General features: G+C 71.2%; 20 protein-coding genes and 1 pseudogene. 12 read left to right on the top strand and 9 right to left on the bottom strand.

Features of this window, described 5'->3' with window-relative positions; translation table 11 throughout:
* Positions 1–170: 170 nt before the first annotated feature.
* Positions 171–791, top strand: a complete 621-nt coding sequence (locus P5G59_RS10680; protein ID WP_301218743.1) for a DnaJ family domain-containing protein — start codon at positions 171–173, stop codon at positions 789–791.
* 80 nt (positions 792–871) lie between these two features.
* Here P5G59_RS10680 and P5G59_RS10685 read toward each other — a convergent pair whose 3' ends face one another.
* From P5G59_RS10685 to P5G59_RS10695, 3 genes are read right to left on the bottom strand one after another with little or no spacing between them, the layout of a single operon-like run.
* The gene (locus tag P5G59_RS10685; protein ID WP_301218745.1) at positions 872–1,579 is read right to left on the bottom strand and encodes a hypothetical protein; all 708 of its coding nucleotides are present in this window, start codon (positions 1,577–1,579) and stop codon (positions 872–874) included.
* Positions 1,576–2,136, bottom strand: coding sequence for a DUF6114 domain-containing protein (locus tag P5G59_RS10690; protein WP_301218747.1), 561 nt, complete (start codon positions 2,134–2,136; stop codon positions 1,576–1,578). The genes P5G59_RS10685 and P5G59_RS10690 overlap by 4 nt, the downstream gene beginning before the upstream one ends.
* Positions 2,127–2,723: a DUF6230 family protein gene (locus P5G59_RS10695; RefSeq protein ID WP_301218749.1), complete on the bottom strand. Its 597-nt coding sequence runs from the start codon at positions 2,721–2,723 to the stop codon at positions 2,127–2,129. Before P5G59_RS10695 ends, P5G59_RS10690 begins: the two co-directional genes overlap by 10 nt.
* Positions 2,724–2,855: 132 nt before the next feature.
* Between P5G59_RS10695 and P5G59_RS10700 the strand changes: the two genes are divergently transcribed.
* Positions 2,856–3,443, top strand: coding sequence for a TetR/AcrR family transcriptional regulator (locus tag P5G59_RS10700; protein ID WP_301218751.1), 588 nt, complete (start codon positions 2,856–2,858; stop codon positions 3,441–3,443).
* Here P5G59_RS10700 and P5G59_RS10705 read toward each other — a convergent pair.
* A complete protein-coding gene (locus tag P5G59_RS10705; protein WP_301218753.1) occupies positions 3,440–3,763 on the bottom strand; it encodes a hypothetical protein in 324 nt (107 codons plus the stop codon). The genes P5G59_RS10700 and P5G59_RS10705 overlap by 4 nt on opposite strands.
* A 134-nt stretch (positions 3,764–3,897) precedes the next feature.
* Positions 3,898–4,806 carry a DsbA family protein gene (locus tag P5G59_RS10710; protein WP_301218755.1) on the bottom strand — a complete coding sequence of 303 codons (909 nt, stop codon included), beginning with the start codon at positions 4,804–4,806 and terminating at the stop codon, positions 3,898–3,900.
* A gap of 174 nt (positions 4,807–4,980) precedes the next feature.
* Between P5G59_RS10710 and P5G59_RS10715 the strand changes: the two genes are divergently transcribed.
* A complete protein-coding gene (locus P5G59_RS10715) occupies positions 4,981–5,604 on the top strand; it encodes a G5 domain-containing protein (RefSeq protein WP_301218757.1) in 624 nt (207 codons plus the stop codon).
* A gap of 80 nt (positions 5,605–5,684) precedes the next feature.
* On the top strand, positions 5,685–6,320 hold the full coding sequence (locus P5G59_RS10720; protein WP_301218758.1) for a class I SAM-dependent methyltransferase: 636 nt from the start codon (positions 5,685–5,687) through the stop codon (positions 6,318–6,320).
* Between the two features lie 25 nt (positions 6,321–6,345).
* Here P5G59_RS10720 and P5G59_RS10725 read toward each other — a convergent pair whose 3' ends face one another.
* Positions 6,346–7,791 carry an MDR family MFS transporter gene (locus P5G59_RS10725; protein ID WP_301218830.1) on the bottom strand — a complete coding sequence of 482 codons (1,446 nt, stop codon included), beginning with the start codon at positions 7,789–7,791 and terminating at the stop codon, positions 6,346–6,348.
* 75 nt (positions 7,792–7,866) lie between these two features.
* On the opposite strand from P5G59_RS10725, the gene P5G59_RS10730 reads away from it, so the two are divergent.
* The 5 genes from P5G59_RS10730 (at position 7,867) to P5G59_RS10750 (ending at position 14,413) form a co-directional block, all read left to right on the top strand.
* Positions 7,867–8,520: a helix-turn-helix domain-containing protein gene (locus P5G59_RS10730; RefSeq protein WP_301218760.1), complete on the top strand. Its 654-nt coding sequence runs from the start codon at positions 7,867–7,869 to the stop codon at positions 8,518–8,520.
* A complete protein-coding gene (locus tag P5G59_RS10735) occupies positions 8,517–9,782 on the top strand; it encodes an MFS transporter (RefSeq protein WP_301218763.1) in 1,266 nt (421 codons plus the stop codon). Before P5G59_RS10730 ends, P5G59_RS10735 begins: the two co-directional genes overlap by 4 nt.
* Before the next feature lie 53 nt (positions 9,783–9,835).
* Complete coding sequence (locus P5G59_RS10740) at positions 9,836–10,336, top strand: hypothetical protein (RefSeq protein WP_301218765.1); 501 nt, start codon at positions 9,836–9,838, stop codon at positions 10,334–10,336.
* A gap of 119 nt (positions 10,337–10,455) precedes the next feature.
* On the top strand, positions 10,456–14,211 hold the full coding sequence (locus P5G59_RS10745; protein WP_301218767.1) for an AAA family ATPase: 3,756 nt from the start codon (positions 10,456–10,458) through the stop codon (positions 14,209–14,211).
* A 22-nt stretch (positions 14,212–14,233) separates the two neighbouring features.
* The gene (locus tag P5G59_RS10750; protein ID WP_301218768.1) at positions 14,234–14,413 is read left to right on the top strand and encodes a hypothetical protein; all 180 of its coding nucleotides are present in this window, start codon (positions 14,234–14,236) and stop codon (positions 14,411–14,413) included.
* A gap of 68 nt (positions 14,414–14,481) precedes the next feature.
* Here P5G59_RS10750 and mscL read toward each other — a convergent pair whose 3' ends face one another.
* From mscL to P5G59_RS10765, 3 genes are read right to left on the bottom strand one after another with little or no spacing between them, the layout of a single operon-like run.
* The gene (mscL, locus tag P5G59_RS10755; protein WP_301218770.1) at positions 14,482–14,919 is read right to left on the bottom strand and encodes a large-conductance mechanosensitive channel protein MscL; all 438 of its coding nucleotides are present in this window, start codon (positions 14,917–14,919) and stop codon (positions 14,482–14,484) included.
* Positions 14,920–14,936: 17 nt separating this feature from the next.
* Complete coding sequence (locus P5G59_RS10760) at positions 14,937–15,236, bottom strand: FmdB family zinc ribbon protein (RefSeq protein WP_301218772.1); 300 nt, start codon at positions 15,234–15,236, stop codon at positions 14,937–14,939.
* A gap of 19 nt (positions 15,237–15,255) precedes the next feature.
* Positions 15,256–15,840 carry a 5-formyltetrahydrofolate cyclo-ligase gene (locus P5G59_RS10765; protein WP_301218774.1) on the bottom strand — a complete coding sequence of 195 codons (585 nt, stop codon included), beginning with the start codon at positions 15,838–15,840 and terminating at the stop codon, positions 15,256–15,258.
* 60 nt (positions 15,841–15,900) lie between these two features.
* Here P5G59_RS10765 and galU point away from each other — a divergent pair, with 60 nt between their 5' ends.
* The 3 genes and pseudogenes from galU to P5G59_RS10780 all read left to right on the top strand — a co-directional run.
* Complete coding sequence (galU, locus tag P5G59_RS10770) at positions 15,901–16,878, top strand: UTP--glucose-1-phosphate uridylyltransferase GalU (RefSeq protein ID WP_301218776.1); 978 nt, start codon at positions 15,901–15,903, stop codon at positions 16,876–16,878.
* 22 nt (positions 16,879–16,900) lie between these two features.
* Positions 16,901–17,563 (top strand): GNAT family N-acetyltransferase, encoded by a 663-nt coding sequence (locus P5G59_RS10775; protein ID WP_301218778.1) that lies wholly within the window; start codon positions 16,901–16,903, stop codon positions 17,561–17,563.
* A 61-nt stretch (positions 17,564–17,624) separates the two neighbouring features.
* A pseudogene (locus tag P5G59_RS10780) lies at positions 17,625–17,966 on the top strand (hypothetical protein); the annotation flags it as partial.

Consider the following 17,966-nt stretch of genomic DNA (forward strand, 5'->3'; position numbering starts at 1 on the left):
CGGCGCACCGGGAATGCAGTACAGCTGCCCGCCCCCTGCGGTTCAGCCTGCCATCCGGTTGCTTAGTGCACACATTAAACGGATTCGGCACGAAGTCAACCGGGTGCCCCAGTTCGTCTCCGGACGTTCACGTCGGGTTCACCGTCGGCGGCCGAGCGTAGGCTGAAGGCATGGCCCGCAACCGCGACGAGCAGCGTCGCGCGGCCGGCGAGTCGGATCCCCTCGTCGAGGCCGCGCGCTACCGCCTGCGCCGTGATGCGGAGGCGCGGGGCGAGACGGTCGAGGAGGCGAACGCGGGCCAGCCGAGCATGGACCAGCGCGCCCAGATCGTCGAGACGGCCATCCAGCAGGCGATCCGCCGCGGCGACTTCGACGACCTGCCCGGCGCGGGCAAGCCGCTTCCCGGGCTGACCGGCACGCACGATCCCGACTGGTGGATCCGGCGCAAGATCGAGCGCGAGCAGCTGACCGGGCTCGGCCCGCCCGCGCTCCTGCTGCGCACCGAGGACAAGGAGCTGGAGGACCGGCTGGACCGGCTGGGCTCCGAGGCGACGGTGCGGGAGCACCTCGAGAGCTTCAACCGCCGGATCGTGGAGGCGCGCCGGCAGCTGCAGGGCGGGCCGCCGGTCGTGACCCCGACCCGTGACGTCGACGCCGAGGTCGAGCGCTGGCATGACCGTCGCCGCGAGCGCCTCCGTCAGGCGGAGGAGGCCCGCCGCGCCCAGCAGGAGGCGTACGCCGCGCTGTCCCGCCGCGAACGGCGCCGGCTGCGGCGGGAGTCCGGCCGCTGACCCTGCGAGCGCGCATCCACGGGGCGCAACACGCCGTTATGGCTGGGCGCTGACGGCGTGTCGCGACCCATGGATCGGCGCTACTCGGTGAGGTGCTGGTGCGGCGCGGTGAAGTGGATGCTGTCCGCGGTCACTCCGACGAGGCCCAGGGTGACGCGCAGCAGCTGCGGCGGCAGTCCGTCGGCCGGGGGAGGGGTGGAGGCGCCGAGCGTGATGCCCTTGCCGTCGGGTCCCGTGGCGGTCACCGAGTCCAGGTAGACCTGCACGTTGCCGCGCAGCGCCATCTGGTCGGCGGTGGTCGCCAGCTTCGGGCCGGTGTCCTTGCGCACGGTCAGACTGAACCCGTCGATGGTGATGCTGTCGGCGGAGATCTTCAGCACCGGGATGCGGCTGCCGTCGGCCAGCGGGACCGTCACGACGCTGATCCCCTTCAGACCGGAGAACGACAGCGAGCTGCTGCCCAGCTGCGCCGGGGGCTGGGTGAAGACGGGGGCGCCGGCGTCCGGGCCTGCCGGGGCCGCGGGGGCGGTCGGGGTGGGCGTCGGGGTCGGCGCGCCGGGCACGGCGGGGGAGCCGGGCAGAGGGAGCGTCGGGACGCCCGGGACACCGCTCGTCGGAGTGGGCGTCGGGGTGGGGGTCGGGCTCGGCGAGCTGCACGACATGAACAGGGGGATGCACCAGGCGGTGTGCGCGGTCGTGGGCACGCGCGCGGCGCCGAGGCCGGCGAGCGACGCGGCCACGCAGGCGATCAGCGCCCCGGCGACGAACCCCGAGCGGCGGCGCCTCACGCGATCGCGCCCTTCGCCGGGTCGGCGGGCTCGGCGGCGTCGGCGGCGCCGTCGTCGCCCGCGACGGTGTCCGCGGCCGCGGCGTCCAAGGCAGCATCGCCGTCGAGCTCGCCCGGTGATTCCGGTTCGGCGTCCAGCTCTGCCTTCGCCGGCATCCACGCGACGGTCAGCACACCGCCGACGCAGCTCAGCAGCATCCCGATGAAGAAGCCGCCGAGGTTCACGCCGACCAGGGAGTAGACCGCCACCGCGAGCGCGATGATGCCGTAGAAGATGCGGTGCGCCGGCATCGCGATCACGAGCACGCCGAGCACCACCAGAAGGACCGGGATGATCGTCGCCTGCAGCCCCTCGATCCCGAGCTGCACGTGGATCTTGCCGATGTCGAGCTGCCCGGAGAAGAACATCTCGACGCCGCCGAGCGCGGTGAGCAGTCCGCCCCAGAACGGCCGGCTGCGGCGCCAGGCGCGGAACCGCGCGCGGGCGCCGGGGGCTGGGGCGTCCGTCCCGTCCGCTGTGCCCTGCCGGGTGGCGTGCGCGGCCACGATCAGAAGCATCCCTTCGAGCCGTCGGTCAGCTGCACGTGCATGCCGTTGAGGGTGAAGACGGAGGCCTGGGTGCTCCACGCGGTCTGCTGGAGGTTCGTGATGGTGACGGTGTCGGCATCCTGTGCGAAGTCGCCCGCTGCGCCCTTCGCCGTGGTGTTCACGGTCGAGGCGTCGACGCCGATGCGGATGTTGTGGAACTCGGAGTCGCCCTTGAGGTCCGTCATCCCGATCTGCAGGTCGGACGCGGAGGCGGGGGTGCCGCCGCCGCCCGCGGTGATGAGCATGCCCACCTTGCCGAGCGGGGTGTCGGTGACGACCGCCTGGCAGAGGTCGGAGAGCGTCGCCGACTTGATGTTCGCGATGGCGACCTGGTGGTCCTTGCCCGCGGTGTCCGGCGCGACGCCGGCGTACTGCGAGAAGCCGGTGCCGTCGAGCTTGGTCGCGCTGATCTGGAACTGGCTGCCGGAGACGGCGAACGACACGGGCACGGCGCCCTGCGCGACGCCGGTCATGAGAACCGTGGAGACGATCGCGACGGGGACGGCGGCGAGAACGATCCGTCCGGCGTGCGAACCGGCGAGCTTTCGGAACTTCATCGATCCTCCTGTTCGGGGGACTTGACAGCAACGCCGCAGTCAGGTCCAGATGCGAGCTTAGACGTTATTGACCGTGTGTCAATAGTTGCGGGCGCACACCGTTCGCTTGAGCGAAGTGGATAGGGTCGATGCATGGAGAACGACCGGCGCACGCGGTTGACGCCGGACGAGCGTCGAGCGCAGCTGGTTGCGCTCGGGGTGGCGTTCCTCGCCGACAACCCGCTGGACCAGCTGACGATCGACGACCTGTCCGCGCGCGCGGGCGTCTCACGCGGCCTCCTGTTCCACTACTTCGGGTCGAAGCAGGGGCTGCACCGGGAGGTCGTGCGCACGGCTCGCGACGCCATGCTGCACGCGACGGAGCCGGTCGACGGCCTCCCGCCGCTCGACCGGCTGCACGACACGCTGGAGCGGATCGTCGCGTTCGTGCGCGAGCACAGCGGCACCTTCTACTCCCTGGTGCGCGGTGTCGCGTCGGGGGACACGGAGGTGCGCCAGGTGGTCGAGGAGGCGCGCGCCGAGCAGGCGGAGCGCGTCGTGGCCGTGTTCCTGGAGCTCGGCGCGGCGGACACCCCGATGCTGCGCATCGCGCTGCGGTCGTGGATCGCCTTCGCCGAGGAGGCGCTCGTCGAGAGCGCGATCGGCACCGACCTGCCGTCGGAGGAGATCGTCGGTTTCCTGGAGCGGAGCGCCCGCGGCGTCGTCGACGCGCTGGGCTAGATCCCCTCTTCCTCCACGTCGTCCTCGGTCAGGACGCCGTCCTCCTCCGGCTCATCGCCGTGCTCGTCGTAGACAGGCTCGGCCTCGCGTGCCTGGCCGCCGGTCGGGCCGTCGTTGCCGTCGCCCGGGCCGGACCAGATCGTCTCGCCGGCGACCGCGTCGTTGGTGACCAGTTCGTCGGCGAAGTCGGCCTCGGCCTCCGGGTCGTTCAGCGCGTAGTCCACGTCGCCGTCGGCCGGATCGGACCAGCCGGGGGTCTCGCCCGCGTCGGTCTCGCCGATCTCGACGTCGTCGACCCCGTCCTCCGGAATCCGCTCCATGCGCAGCCTCCCTCTCGCCGCCTCGCTTCCCCACGCACCCTACCCCCGCCCCCACGCAAACAGCTCCGGAGTTCTTCGAGCGAATCGCGGGGATTCGGTCGAAGAACTCCGGAACTGATGGCTGGGGACTTCGGTCAGTTGGAGGTCGGGAAGGTGATGGTCTTGCCCGAGCCGGCGTCCTTGACCGCGGCGTCCTTGAAGGCGGCGAACTGGGCCGCGTCGGTGAAGCCGCCCTGGTAGCGCTCGCCGTTCACGAACACGGTCGGAGTGCCGAAGCCTCCGGACGTGGGGTTCTTCAGCTGCGAGTTCTTCGTCGCGTCGGACGTCATGTTGGTCACGAAGTCGGCGAAGGTCTGCTTGTTGACGCAGTCGGTGACGGCCTTCGAGTCCACTCCGGCATCCTTGAAGATCGAGAGGATCTCGGAGTTGGTGAGCCCGGTGCCGGTCTGCTCGTCGGGCTGCTTGGCGAACAGCGCCGAGTTGATGTCCCAGAACTTGCTCGGCTCGGAGTTGGCCACGCACGACGCCGCGGCTCCCGCCCGGGTCGAGTACTGCTGGTTCTGCGCGCTGTCGAGGATCGCCACGGGGTGGATCTCGAGCGTCGCCGAGCCGTCGCTCAGCCACTGCTTGATCTGGTCGTCGTTCGTGGTCTCGAACTGGTCGCAGTAGGGGCACTGGTAGTCGAGCCAGATCTGGATGTGCGCGGTCTTGCCGTCGAGCTCCATCTTGGTCGGCGTCGGCTGTGCGCCGCTCTTGATGGCGGGGGTGGAGACCGCCTTGTCGGGGGCGGTCAGCACGATGCCGCCGCTGGCCATGTTCTTCGGGTTGGCGGCCGCGCCGCCCCCGGTGCCGACGGTCGTGAAGATCACGACGCCGATGATGGCGAGCACCGCGATGACGCCGACGATGACGGAGCTCTGGACGACGATCTTGCGCCGCTTCGCCTTCTTGGCCTCTTCTTCGCGCATCCTCCTGGCGGTCTCGCGCGCCTCCTCGCGGCGGTCGCGTTTGGTCGGACCTGTCGATCCCCTGCCAGTTGCCATTCAGCTCATCCCATCGAACAGTGGACAGTTCTCCCCACGATCGTAGGGGGGATTTGCTTTGAACCCGCTGTGCCGGCGCTGCCACCCCCTGTTCGCGGGATAGGCGAGGACTACTCAGTTTCCCTAGCATCGGCCTGACGGCCAGGGGGACTGGCGACGAGAGAGGCGGACCAGGTGGCGCGACCGGGGGCGAAGACGTGGGCGGCGATCGGACTGGGCGGGGCCCTGGTCCTGGGGGTCGGGATCGCGGCCAACGCCGCGAGCCACCCGGCGGCCTCGACCTCGGAAATTGCCGCGACGGCACCCGCCAGCCCGAGCCCCACCCCCACTCCGATGCCCACTCCCGAGGTGCGAACCGAGACGGCCGACGAGGCCATCCCCTTCGCTGCGACCACCGTCGAGGATGCGACGCACGACGTCGGCTGGACCGCCGTCACGACGAACGGCCAGAACGGCGTCAAGACCAAGACGTACCGCGTCACCTACGTCGACGGCGTCGAGACGGCCCGCGAACTGGTCTCGGACGCGGTCACCACGCCTCCCGTCGATCAGGTGACGAGCGTCGGAACCCGCCAGCCCGCACCCCCGCCTGCCGTGGCGCCCGCACCTGCACCTGCACCCGCGCCGGGCGGCAATTGCGACCCGAACTACTCGGGAGCCTGCGTGCCGATCGCGAGCGACGTCGACTGCGCGGGCGGCAGCGGCAACGGTCCCGCCTACGTGCAGGGACCCGTGACCGTGGTGGGCACCGACATCTACGACCTCGACCGCGACGGGGACGGGATCGGCTGCGAGTAGGGCCGCGCGGCTGTGGGCTTGGAACCCGGAGGAGGAGGCCCTACCGTTGAGCCCATGAAACGCACGCGGGGGCGACGCTGATGTCCGAGCGGTCCGAGCGCGCCGAGGGCGCGACGAACGACGGTCGCGGCACTGCCGGCTCCGACTACGCCGAGCGCCTCCGGCGCCTGGACGCGTCGTGGTGGCGCCGCACGCTGAACGTGCAGGCGCCCTACCGCTGGAACATCCGGCGGCACCACCTGGGACGCGTCCTGGACGTCGGCAGCGGTCTGGGCCGCAATCTCGCGCACGTGGGCAACAACGGCGTCGGGGTGGACCACAACCCCGAGTCGGTGGCGATCGCGCGGGCGCGCGGGCTCACCGCGTTCACCAGCGACGAGTTCCCTACGAGCGGGTACGCGGTCCCGGGTGCGTTCGACTCGATGCTACTGGCGCACGTGGTGGAGCACGTGGATCCGGACTTCGCGGTCGAACTCGTCCGGACGTACCTGCCGTACATCCGGCGCGGTGGCCGGGTGATGTTCATCACCCCTCAGGAGCGCGGCTACGCAAGCGACCACACGCACGTGTCGTTCACCGACTTCGACGGCCTGCGCCGGCTGGCGGACCGCGCCGGACTGGCGGTCGAACGGCAGTACTCGTTCCCGCTCCCGCGGTTCGCCGGGAAGGCGTTCACCTACAACGAGTTCGTGCAGCTGACCCGCATCCCCACCTGAGCTCGCTAGGTCTACCGGGGCCGGCTCACTCGGCCGCGGCCTGCGCCCTCCCGAGCTCCACATCCTCCACGCGTGACCGCGGCATCGCCAGCCCGGCGACGATGGTCAGCACCGCCGCGACAGCGACCGCGACGAACACCGCCGTGGACGCCGCCTGGATGGTCGCAGCATCGTGCGCGCCGGCCGCCGACGAGCCGATGATGGCGTTGGCGATCGCGCCGAACACGGCCACGCCGACCGCGCTGCCGATCGACCGGGCGAACATATTGCTGCCGGTGACGACGCCGCGCTCGTTCCACGGCACGCTCGACTGCGCGGCGATGAGCGTCGGCGCGGCGATCAGACCCATCCCGAGGCCGACGACGAAGCAGCTCACGGCGACGAACAGCACCGACGGCGTCAGGGAGGTCAGCGCGAGAGTGCTCGCGCCGACGATGGCGATCACCGTCCCGAGCAGCGCCGTGTTGCGGAACCCGATGCGCAGGTAGAACCGGCCCGAGAGGCTGGCGGCGATCGGCCAGCCGAGGGTCAGCGCCGCCACGGCGAGACCGGAGACGATGGGCGCGGCGCCGGTCGTGCCCTCCAGGTAGGTCGGCACGTACGAGGTGAGCCCGATCAGGATGGCGCCGACGCCGAGCGAGATGAGCGTCGTCGTGACCAGCAGTCGGCGGGAGAACACCCACAGCGGAAGCACCGGCTCGGCCGCCTTCCGCTCCACCAGCACGAAGGCGACGAGCAGCGCGCCGCCGAGGGCGAACGAGCCGATGCTCCAGACCGAGTCCCACGCCCAGGCCTGGCCGCCCTCCAGCACCGCGAGGATGAGGAGGGTCATACCGCCGGTGAGGAGGGCGGCGCCCGCGTAGTCGATGCGGTGCTTGCGGCGTTCGATGCTCTCGTGGAAGGTGCGGATCAGCATCCACGCCGCCAGCAGGCAGAGGGGCACGTTGACGAAGAAGATCCACCGCCACGAGAGGAACTGCGAGAAGACGCCGCCGAGGGTCGGTCCGACGACGGAGGAGATCGCCCACACGCTCGCCAGGTAGCCCTGGGTCTTGGCGCGCTCGGCGACGGTGTAGATGTCGCCGGCGATGGTCATCGACATCGGCTGGATGGCGCCGGCGCCGAGCCCCTGGATGGCGCGGAACGCGATCAGCGCGGGCATGCTCCAGGCGAAGCCGCAGAGCACCGACCCGATGAGGAACAGCGCGATGCCGATCAGCACGATGGGCTTGCGGCCGACCGTGTCGGCCAGCTTGGCGTACACCGGCACCGAGACGGCCTGCGCCAGCAGGTAGACGGAGAACAGCCACGGGAACTGCGCGAAGCCGCCCAGGTCCTGCACGATCGAGGGGACCGCCGTCGCGAGGATCGTGGAGTCGATCGCCACCAGCCCGGTCGTCAGCATGAGGGCGATCAGGATGGGGCCGCGTTCCGATCGGAAGCCGACGCTCGCTCGGGTGGGTTCGTTCATATCCATCAATAAGTCTCCTCCTTCGGCGGGCATTCCCGCTTGACGTGAAAGAGGGGCCGCGCGACAATCTGAAACATGTCTTTCACATCGGGCAGACCGGAGCGCCGGACCACCGTCACCGACCCGCGTGCGCTGCGCGCCCTCGCGCACCCGCTGCGCCTCGCGCTGCTCGACCACCTCATGTCGTTCGGCCCGCGCACCGCGAGCGAGTGCGCCGCGGTGGTCGGCTCCACCCCGTCCAACTGCAGCTACCACCTGCGCGCGCTCGCCAAGGTCGGGCTGGTGGAGGCGGTGGATGCGGAGGACGGCCGCGAGCGCCCCTGGCGGTCCGCCTCCACCGGGCTGACCTTCGGGCGGTCGGAGGACCCGGAGTTCGCGATCGGCTCGGACACCGTCGAGCGCGCCCTGGCCGATCAGCAGGTCGACGACGAGGCCGCCCTGATCCACCGGTCGATCGCGCAGCGCGACGACCAGCCGGTCGAGTGGCGCGAGGCGAGCATGCTCTTCGGCTACGCCCTTCGGTTGACGCCCGCCGAGCTGCGCGAGCTGGGGGAGAGGCTGGATGCGCTCATCCGCCCCTACATCGCCCTCACCCGCGACGACGCCCCGGCCGAAAGCGATGTCGTCGCGCTGCACCTAAACGCCTTCCGCCACCCCGACGCCGACGCCGCGGCCCGCGCGGCCGATGCCTCCGCGGCTGACGCCGCGGAAGGGGATGACGTGCCGTGACCACCGCCCCCGCCCCCGCAGCGCGGCCGACCCGCTCGCGCTCGCCGCTGTTCCGCCGCGACTTCGCGCTGATCTGGACGGCGGGCCTCGTCTCCGACACCGGCGACTGGCTGCTGATGATCGCGCTGCCGCTGTTCGCTCTCTCGGCGACCGGCTCGGCCCTCGGCGCCTCCACCGTCTTCCTGGTGGAGCTCGTGCCGATGCTGCTCCTCGGCAGTTTCCTCGGGGTCCTGGTCGACCGCTGGGATCACCGGAAGACCATCATCGTCGTCGCGCTGCTTCAGGGTGTGCTGCTGCTGCCGCTGCTGTTCGCGACCGCCGACACCATGGGCATCGTCTATGCGGTCGCCGGCGTGGAGGCGGTGCTCGGCGCGATCATCAACCCGGCCAGGCAGGCGATGATCCCGCAGCTGGTCGGCCCGGACCAGCTCGCCCGCGGCAACGCGCTCGTCGCCGTGAGCGACAGCCTCGCCCGGTTGATCGGCTCGCCGATCGGCGGTCTCGCGTTCGCGCTGTGGGGTCTGCCTGGAGTCGTCATCGCCGACGCCGCGACCTACCTCGTGACGGCGGTGCTCGTCGCGATCAGCAGGCCGCATCCACCGGCCGCACCCGACGCGGAAGGGGAGGAGCCGGTCGCGGCGGAGCGCCGCATCCTGCGCGAGTGGGTCGAGGGCCTCGCCCTGATCGCCCGCTCGGGTACGCTCCGCGTGCTCGCCCTCATCGCCGCGCTGGGCGGCGTGGCGCAGGGTCTCTTCCTGGTGCTCTTCCTGGTGTACGTCACGCAGAACCTCGGCGCGGGGGACACCGGCGCCGGCATCATCCGCGGCGTGCAGGCCATCGGCGGCGTGCTCGGCGGTCTCGTCACCGGCTGGCTCGCGCGACGCCTCGGACCGCGGTCGCTCGTCGGCGGCGGCTACCTGGTATTCGGGATCCTGTCGCTGCTCGCCTGGAACCTCGCGCCCTTCACCACCGCGCTCTGGGTCTACGCCGGGCTGTTCATAGCGATGGGGCTGCCGTCGGTGACGACGGCCACCGGCGAGATCACGCTGGTGCAGACCATCGTGCCGCCGCGTGCGCTCGGCCGGGTGATCGCGGCCATGACCACGGTCGACGGGGCCGCCCAGGGGCTCGGCCTGCTGCTCGGCGGCCTGCTCGCGGACGGCGGCGACATCGTCCCGATCCTCGACTTCCAGGCGTCGCTGTACCTCGTGTGCGGCGTGATCGGGGTGCTGGCGCTTCGGCGTGAGAAGCGTCTTCCATAACGGGGCGCGGGGCCAGTAGTGTGGCGCCACCGAGGTCTCGCCGGAGGTGAGTGATGACGTTCCGCATCCCGCTGGTCCGCCGTACGCCGGCGCGGCGCACGGTGACGGCCCTCGTGCTCGCAGGCGCCGCGTTCACGGGCCTCACGGCGTGCACGCTGTGGGCGCCGCAGGACACCCTCTACATCGAGGAGGCGAGCGTCGGGCCGAGTGCGACCGTCGGCGACGTCTTCGTCGGCAACGCGGTGCTGGTCAGCGGCGGCGACGACACGGCGAACCTCGTGGTCACCCTCGTGAACGAGGGGAGCGACACCCAGCACGTGCAGCTCTCGCCGCAGGGCGGCCAGAGCATCTCGGTGACGCTGAAGCCGCGGCAGACCCGGCAGCTGGGCGATCCGCCGGACGACCTGTCGTCGGTCACGGGCCTGGACGCGAAGCCCGGCTCGCTCACGACGGTCACCGTGACGAGCGCCGGCAACACGGTCGGCCTCCAGGTGCCGGTCGTCACCGGCTCCCTGCAGCCCTACGGCACCCTCACCCCGTCCCCCTCCTCCTGACCGCAGGGCGTCCGCTTGCGGGATGGGGACGTTCGCGTGCCGACATTGCGCACGTGATATTGACGCGAAACCCCTCAGGAATCCCGGCGATTCCGCGGAAGTGAACGTAGGGTGTCCGTGTGTGGCGACTGGACAGGAAGACCGAGGATGACGACGCGACGTCGGACATCCCAGAAGACGACGCCCTGAACCCGCGCACGACGACCGCGCCCCACACGCTCAGCCTGGGCGATCCGGCGCTGGTCGCCGGCAACATCGCCGACCCGGTCTGGAGGCGCTGGCGCGAGGAGATCGCGGCCGTCGGCGGCGCCTCGCCGCTGCTCCACTTCGAGGACAGCCCGCGCACGCGCATCGAGCTCAGCACCACGCACCCCGGCGGGCTCCCGCAGTTCATCACGGGCAAGAGCACGCTGCTGTCGAGCCTCATCCGCGACGAGCTGGCGCTCCGCACGGCCCGGGCGGCCGCCAATGCGATCACGGCCAAAGGCATCGAGCTGCGCTCGGTGCGCGGCATCGAGTCCATCCACCTCGCCATCGGCCTGGCGCAGTGGCGTCACGGCGGCGACGAGTTCATGGCGCCGATCCTGCTGCGACCTCTCGCCATCCGCCGCTACGGCCGCGACTTCGAGCTGAAGCTGAAGGGCCACACCTTCCTCAACCCGGAGCTCGCGCGCGCCCTCAACGACCAGTTCCAGATCACCCTCGACGCCGACGCGTTCGTCGCGCTCGCCGTGGAGGGCGGGGTCTTCAAGCCGCAGCCGGTGATCGACCGGCTGCGCGGTCTCACCTCGCACCTGCCGTGGTTCAACGTGCAGCCGCGGCTCGTCGCCTCCTCCTTCGCCGACGTCGCCCCGGCGCTCACCGAGGAGGCGCGGGACCTCGACACCGTCCTGCTGGATGCGCTGGCCGGCAACCCGACCGCGCGCACGACCGTCGAGAGCGCCTTCAACCCGGTGGAGCCGATCCGCCAGGACGAGCGCCCGCCGGCGACCGACACCCTCCTGCTCGACGCGGACGAGGCGCAGGAGAACGTGGTCGCCCAGATCGCCGCCGGCAACTCCCTCGTCGTGAAGACGCTGCCGGGCACCGGCGGCACGCAGACGATCGTGAACGCCATCGGCGCGCTCGTGGCGCAGCACAAGCGCGTGCTCGTGGTGAGCCCGCGGCGCTCCAGCCTCGACGACATCGCGCAGCGGCTGGCGAAGGCCGGCCTGCCGGGGCTCGCGGTGACGCCGCGCACCCTCCGCCGCGACCTCGTGCAGTCCATCGGCCGCAACGAGAAGGCCACGCAGCCCAAGGTCACCGACGTCGACGAGGCGCTGGTGCGTCTGCGCAAGGTGCTGGTCGACTACCGCGCGGCCCTCACCCGCCGCGACCCCGTGCTCCGGGTGTCGGTGCTGGATGCGCTGCGCGAGCTGTCGCGCCTGTCGCTGCTGCCGTCGCCGCCGTCCACGACCGCACGCCTCGGCCGCCGGGCGATCGAGGCCCTCGCGCGCGACCGCGCCGCCTCCGCCGACGCCCTCATCCGCGCGGCCCGCCTGGGCGAGTTCCGCTACGGCCCCAACGACTCGCCCTGGTACGGCGCCTCCTTCTCCACCACGGAGGAGGGCAAGGCGGCGCACGAGCTGGCCAAGAAGCTCAACCGCGCCGAGCTGCCGCGCCTGATCGACCGCGCCAACGCGCTCATCGGCCAGACCCGGATGCGCCCCTTCGCCTCCATCGCGGAGCTGGGCGTCTACCTGCGGCTGCTGCTCGACATCCGCGAGACGCTCGACAAGTTCACGCCGTCGGTGTTCGACCGGTCGCTGACCGAGCTCATCGCGGCCACCGCGTCCCGTCGCGAGTCGCCGTCGATGTCGAGCGCCAACCGCCGCCGCCTGCGCAAGCACGCGCTCGAGTACGTGCGGCCCGGCGTGCACGTGACCGACCTGAACGAGAGCCTGCGGCGCATCCAGCAGCAGCGCATCCTGTGGAACCGGTTCGCCGTCGCGGGCGTGGTGCCCGAGGTGCCGGTCGGCATCGCAGATGTGCAGGTCGCCTACCAGCGCGTCGCCGAAGATCTGGCCCGCCTCGACATCCCGCTGCGCCGCACCGGGACGCCGCAGTCGCTGGCCGCGCTCCCCATCGACGAGCTGAGCAGGCAGATCGCCGGTCTCGCCGCCGAGTCGGAGGTGCTCGCCAACCTGCAGGAGCGCACCTCGCTGCTCACCCAGCTGCGCGAGCGGGAGCTCGACCCGCTGATCTCCGACCTCTCCGTCCGCCATGTGCCCGAGACGCAGGTGAGCGCCGAGCTGGAGCTCGCCTGGTGGCAGTCGGTGCTGGAGTCGCTGCTCGCCTCCGACCGAGCCCTGCTGAACGCCAACACCGCGGTGCTCGACCGGCTGGAGGCCGACTTCCGCCTGGTCGACGAGGCCCACGCCTCCGCCACCGGCAAGCAGCTGGCGTGGATGCTCGCCGAGACCTGGAAGATCGGCATCGTCGACTGGCCGGACGAGGCGGCCGCGCTGAAGCGCCTGCTGAAGAGCGCCGTGCCCACCGCGACGACCCTCACCGAGGCCGCGCCGCACCTGGCGCGGCCGCTCGCCCCGGTCTGGCTGATCTCGCCGTACGAGGTGTCCTCGATCGGCCGCGAGGTCGGCTTCGACGCGGTGCTGCTGGTGGATGCGGGCGCCTCGACCCTCGCCGAGAACGTCCCCGTCATCCGCCGTGCACGGCAGGTCGTCGCGTTCGGCGACCCGGTGACGCAGACGCCCTCGCGCTTCGACATCGGGGTGCACGAGTACGGCACGACGGTCGAGCCGGCCGACGTGGACGAGCTGCACGCCGACTCCGCGCTGGCACGGCTCTCCGAGCTGCTCCCGGTCTACACGCTCAGCCGCAGCTACCGCGCCGGCGGGGAGGACCTCGCCGAGCTCGTCAACCGCCGCTTCTACGGCGGGATGATCGACTCCCTCCCGTGGGCCGGCACCTACCTCGGCCACGGCAGCCTCGCCCTGCACTACGTCTCCGGCGGCCAGGGCATGCCCGACAGCGACACCGGCGCGGTCGAGTCGACCGACGCCGAGGTGGCCAAGGTCGTGGAGCTCGTGCTCGCGCACGCCACCGAGCGGCCGCGAGAGTCTCTCATGGTCATCACCGCCAGCGAGCGGCACGCGGTGCGGGTCAACCAGGCCGTGCTGTCCGCGTTCGCGAAGCGGTCGGAGCTGGCCGACTTCATCCTCGGCGACCGCGCCGAGCCGTTCACGGTGGTGACGCTGGACCAGTCGGTCGGCCAGAGCCGCGACCGCGTCATCTTCTCCATCGGCTACGGCCGAACCCCGCACGGCCGGCTGCTGTCGAACTTCGGCGCCCTGGCGGAGCCGGGCGGCGACCGCCTGCTCGCCGTCGGGATGACCCGCGGACGCCGTGGCATGGACATCGTCTCCTGCTTCAAGCCGGAGGACATCGACGAGTCCCGGATGCGCCACGGCATCGCCGCGCTCGCGCAGGTGCTGGGGGAGGCAGACCAGCTGCAGGCCGCCGCCCCCGAGTATCTGAGCCCGGACGCCGACCCGATGGTGGTCGACCTGGCCAAGCGCCTGGCGCGCCGCGGGCTGGACGTGCACCTCGGCTACCGGGGCAAGCTGACCCTGGTGGCGTCGAACGAGGGCCGTGCGGTCGTGGTCGAGACGGACGCGGACGTGTCGAAGGGCAGCCTCCGCGAGTCGCTGCGCCTGCGGCCCGACGTGCTGCGCCGTCTCGGCTGGCACTACCTCCGGGTGCACAGCTTCGAGCTGTTCGCCGACCCGGACGCCGTCGCCGGCCGCATCGCGAAGCTGATCGGCAAGCCCGAGCCGGAGCCGGAGACGGCTCCGATCACGCTGCCGACGCTCTAGGTTCTCGCTCTAGGCTGGAGGGGTGAGCGAGACTCCCGGACGACGCAAGCACCGGCGCGTGCAGCGGCCAGGCGCGCCCGGGACCGACCCGGCGCCGAAGGTCGAGCCGCGCGAGGACGCCTCGCGTCCGGCCGACGGCGACCGCCCGACCTGGTCCTCCAACGACGACCGCCTCCGCCGGGACGTCCCACCCCACTGGTGAGTTGCACCTTGTGGTCGCTATCGCGGCGCTTTAGCGACCACGACGTGCAACTCGTTGGGAGGGACGGCTCAGGGAAGCGGGTCGGCGTGCTTGCCGGCGGCCTGCGGCGGCGACTGCTGCGCCTGGAGCAGGTCGCGGATCTCGGTGAGGAGGTCGAGCTCGGTGACCGGCGCCTCCGGCTCGACGACGCCCTTCTTGCGCAGGCGCTCGGCGCGCTGCTTCGCCATGTTCATCGGGAACACGAACACGAAGTACACCACGACCGCCACGATCAGGAAGTTGATGATCGCGCCGATGATGGAGCCGATGTGGAACTCGGACTTGTTGATCGTGAAGACCAGAGCCGTGTCGAGCGACTTCGCGTCGAAGAAGCTGTTGAGCAGAGGGTTGATCAGGTTATTGACGATCGAGGTCACCACCGCCGTGAACGCGGCGCCGATGACGACCGCGACGGCCAGGTCGATGACGTTCCCGCGGAGGATGAACTCCTTGAAACCTTTGATCATGGCCGAGACGGACCCTTCTACGCGGCGGAGCCCGACGACGGCGTCGACGGGGTCGAGGAGGTCGAGGAGCTGGAGGAGCTGGACGAGGACGACGAAGACGACGAGGAGGTGGAGGACGACGAATCCGCCTTCTTCGTCCCGCCGCGCGAGTCGGTGCGGTAGAAGCCGGAGCCGTTGAACGTCACGCCGACCGTGCCGAACACCTTGCGGAGCGAGCCGCCGCAGGTGGGGCAGACGGTGAGGGCGTCGTCGGTGAAGGCCTGCTGGATGTCGAAGGCGGTGCCGCAGTCGCGGCACGAGTAGGAGTAGGTGGGCATTCTTCTTCCCGCTGGGAGGTCAGGTGAACTGGACGATCCTGGTCGGGGTGACCGCGCCGTCCACCGGCTGGTCGTGGCGCTCGCGCGGCACCTCGTCCACGAGTTCGCCGTCGAACAGGACGGCGTACACCGGGGGACATTTTTCCATGCTCCCCAGGGTCTTGTCGAAGTATCCCCGGCCCCACCCCATCCGCATCCCGGTCACGTCGACCGCTGCCGCCGGGACCAGGATCAGGTCGACGTCGTTGATCGCGATCGGACCGAGCAGCTCGCCGACCGCCTCCGGGAGGCCGAACAGCCCCTCGGTCTCGGACTCGCCGTCGCCGGTGGTCCAGTCGAGCAGGCCGTCCTCGCGGGAGACCGGAAGCAGCACGCGCAGGCCCTGGGCGTGCGCCCAGTTGAGGAACGGACGCGTGTCGGGCTCGATCTGCGTGGAGAGGTAGGCGGAGACCGAGCGGGCCGACAGGTCGGTCGCGAGGTCGACCAGGTTGCGGGTCAGACCCGCCGTCGCTGCCTGCCGCTCGGTGCTGGTGAGGTTCTGCCGGCGCTCGCGGAGCTCGGCGCGCAGGGCGCGCTTGCGATGAGCGGCAGTGTCCGAGTCCATAGGGCAATCCTAGGAGATGCCGTCGGTGTGCTCCGCGGAAATGCGGATACTGTAGGCGGCATGGCTAATCACGACCGCGTCACGAAAGCAGTGATCCCCGCCGCAGGACTCGGCACCCGCTTCCTCCCGGCGACCAAGGCGATGCCGAAGGAGATGCTCCCGGTCGTGGACAAGCCCGCCATCCAGTACGTGGTGGAGGAGGCGGTCGACGCCGGCCTGCACGACGTCCTGATGATCACCGGCCGCAACAAGAACGCGCTGGAGAACCACTTCGACCGCAACGCCGAGCTGGAGGAGACCCTCGTCAAGAAGGGCGACACCGACCGGCTCGAGAAGGTCAACTACTCGACCGCCCTCGCCGACATGCACTACGTGCGTCAGGGCGACCCGAAGGGCCTCGGCCACGCCGTGCTCCGCGCCAAGATGCATGTCGGACGCGAGCCGTTCGCGGTGCTGCTCGGCGACGACATCATCGACGCGCGCGACGACCTGCTCAAGCGGATGCTGCAGGTGCAGGCCGAACGCCACGCGACGGTCGTCGCCCTGCTCGAGGTCGACCCCGACTCCATCCACCTGTACGGCGCCGCCGCCGTCGAGGAGACCGATGAGGACGACGTCGTCCGCATCACGGGCCTGGTCGAGAAGCCCGACAAGGAGCACGCGCCCTCCAACTACGCCATCATCGGCCGCTATGTGCTGCGCCCCGAGGTGTTCGACGTGCTGGAGCGCACCGAGCCTGGCCGCGGTGGCGAGATCCAGCTGACCGACGCCCTCCAGTCGATGGCCGAGGCGCCGGACTGGACCGGCGGCGTGTACGGAGTCGTGTTCCGCGGCCGCCGCTACGACACCGGCGACCGGCTCGACTACATCAAGGCGATCATCCGCCTCGCGATCGACCGGGAGGACCTCGGCCCTGAGCTGCGGCCGTGGCTGCGCGAGTTCGCGAGCGAGCTGGAGGACGAGCCGGTGGAGTTCGTCGAGGAGATGCCGGCGGACCCGACCGGTCCGATCCAGACGCTCTCCGCGCGGGACAACTGACGGACTGCTGAAGGGAGAGCCCGTGGCGATCGTGATCCCGACCCTCGCCGAGGGTCGCGTGGGGTTGCGTCCGATCCGGTTGCGGGACGCGCGCGCGCTCGAGCGCTCGCTGCTCGACAACCGCAGCTGGCTGCGCCAGTGGGAGGCGACGAGCCCGTACGCGCCCGGGTCGTTCGACACCCGTGCGAGCATCCGGTCGCTGCTGGCGAACGCGCGAGCCGGGCACGGCCTCCCGTTCATCGTGGAGTGGGACGGGCAGCTCGCCGGGCAGCTGAACGTCTCGTCGATCGCCTACGGGTCGCTGTCGAGCGCCACCATCGGCTACTGGATCGCGGAGGAGTTCGCCGGGCGCAACATCACGCCGACCGCGGTCGCCCTCGCCACCGACTACTGCTTCTACCAGCTGGGCCTGCACCGGATGGAGATCTGCATCCGTCCCGAGAACGGCCCGAGCCTGCGCGTCGTGGAGAAGCTCGGGTTCCGCTACGAGGGGCTGCGCCGCCGCTACATCCACATCAACGGGGACTGGCGCGACCACTTCTGCTTCGGCCTGGTGACGGAGGAGCTCAGCCAGGGCGTGCTGCGCCGGTGGCTCGACGGGAACGTCCCGGCCGACGCCGCGCACATCCCGGCGGAGGATCGGGCCGCCGCCGCGGTCCCGCTCCCGGTGGCCCGGCACCGCTGAACCCGTGACACACCCCCGCAGGTGACACGGGCCCGGTGTCCCCCGCCCCTACCGTAGAGGCATGAACGGGGATGTGATGGGCGGTGGGGTCGTCGTCGCGATCGCGGCCGTGCTCTGGCTGGCCTATCTGGTCCCGGTGTGGCTGAGGCGCCGCGAGTACCTCGCCACCGAGCGGAACGCCGTGCGACTGCAGCAGACCCTGCGGATCCTGGCCGAGACGAGCGAGCTGCCCGACGAGGTGCGCATGGAGGCGACCGCGCGCACCGTGGCGGAGCAGCAGCGCATCCTGCGCCGCGCGGAGGAGCGGAAGCTCGCCGCCGCCCGCGCCGAGGCCGCCGCGCACGCGCGCCGCGAGCAGGCGATCGCGGAGGAGCGCCGCCGCGCAGCCGAGGAGGCCGAGCGC

The organism is Leifsonia virtsii, from assembly GCF_030433675.1.
Taxonomy (GTDB): domain Bacteria; phylum Actinomycetota; class Actinomycetes; order Actinomycetales; family Microbacteriaceae; genus Leifsonia; species Leifsonia virtsii.

Bases quoted from the DNA above. Each gene is read 5' to 3' on its own strand.
- P5G59_RS10700 (WP_301218751.1), top strand. From the start codon at position 2,856: ATGGAGAACGACCGGCGCACGCGGTTGACGCCGGACGAGCGTCGAGCG.
- mscL (WP_301218770.1), bottom strand. From the start codon at position 14,919: ATGATCAAAGGTTTCAAGGAGTTCATCCTCCGCGGGAACGTCATCGAC.
- P5G59_RS10695 (WP_301218749.1), bottom strand. From the start codon at position 2,723: ATGAAGTTCCGAAAGCTCGCCGGTTCGCACGCCGGACGGATCGTTCTC.
- P5G59_RS10740 (WP_301218765.1), top strand. From the start codon at position 9,836: ATGACGTTCCGCATCCCGCTGGTCCGCCGTACGCCGGCGCGGCGCACG.
- P5G59_RS10765 (WP_301218774.1), bottom strand. From the start codon at position 15,840: ATGGACTCGGACACTGCCGCTCATCGCAAGCGCGCCCTGCGCGCCGAG.
- P5G59_RS10680 (WP_301218743.1), top strand. From the start codon at position 171: ATGGCCCGCAACCGCGACGAGCAGCGTCGCGCGGCCGGCGAGTCGGAT.
- P5G59_RS10760 (WP_301218772.1), bottom strand. From the start codon at position 15,236: ATGCCCACCTACTCCTACTCGTGCCGCGACTGCGGCACCGCCTTCGAC.
- P5G59_RS10710 (WP_301218755.1), bottom strand. From the start codon at position 4,806: ATGGCAACTGGCAGGGGATCGACAGGTCCGACCAAACGCGACCGCCGC.
- P5G59_RS10730 (WP_301218760.1), top strand. From the start codon at position 7,867: ATGTCTTTCACATCGGGCAGACCGGAGCGCCGGACCACCGTCACCGAC.
- P5G59_RS10690 (WP_301218747.1), bottom strand. From the start codon at position 2,136: ATGCTTCTGATCGTGGCCGCGCACGCCACCCGGCAGGGCACAGCGGAC.
- P5G59_RS10725 (WP_301218830.1), bottom strand. From the start codon at position 7,791: ATGAACGAACCCACCCGAGCGAGCGTCGGCTTCCGATCGGAACGCGGC.
- galU (WP_301218776.1), top strand. From the start codon at position 15,901: ATGGCTAATCACGACCGCGTCACGAAAGCAGTGATCCCCGCCGCAGGA.
- P5G59_RS10705 (WP_301218753.1), bottom strand. From the start codon at position 3,763: ATGGAGCGGATTCCGGAGGACGGGGTCGACGACGTCGAGATCGGCGAG.
- P5G59_RS10720 (WP_301218758.1), top strand. From the start codon at position 5,685: ATGTCCGAGCGGTCCGAGCGCGCCGAGGGCGCGACGAACGACGGTCGC.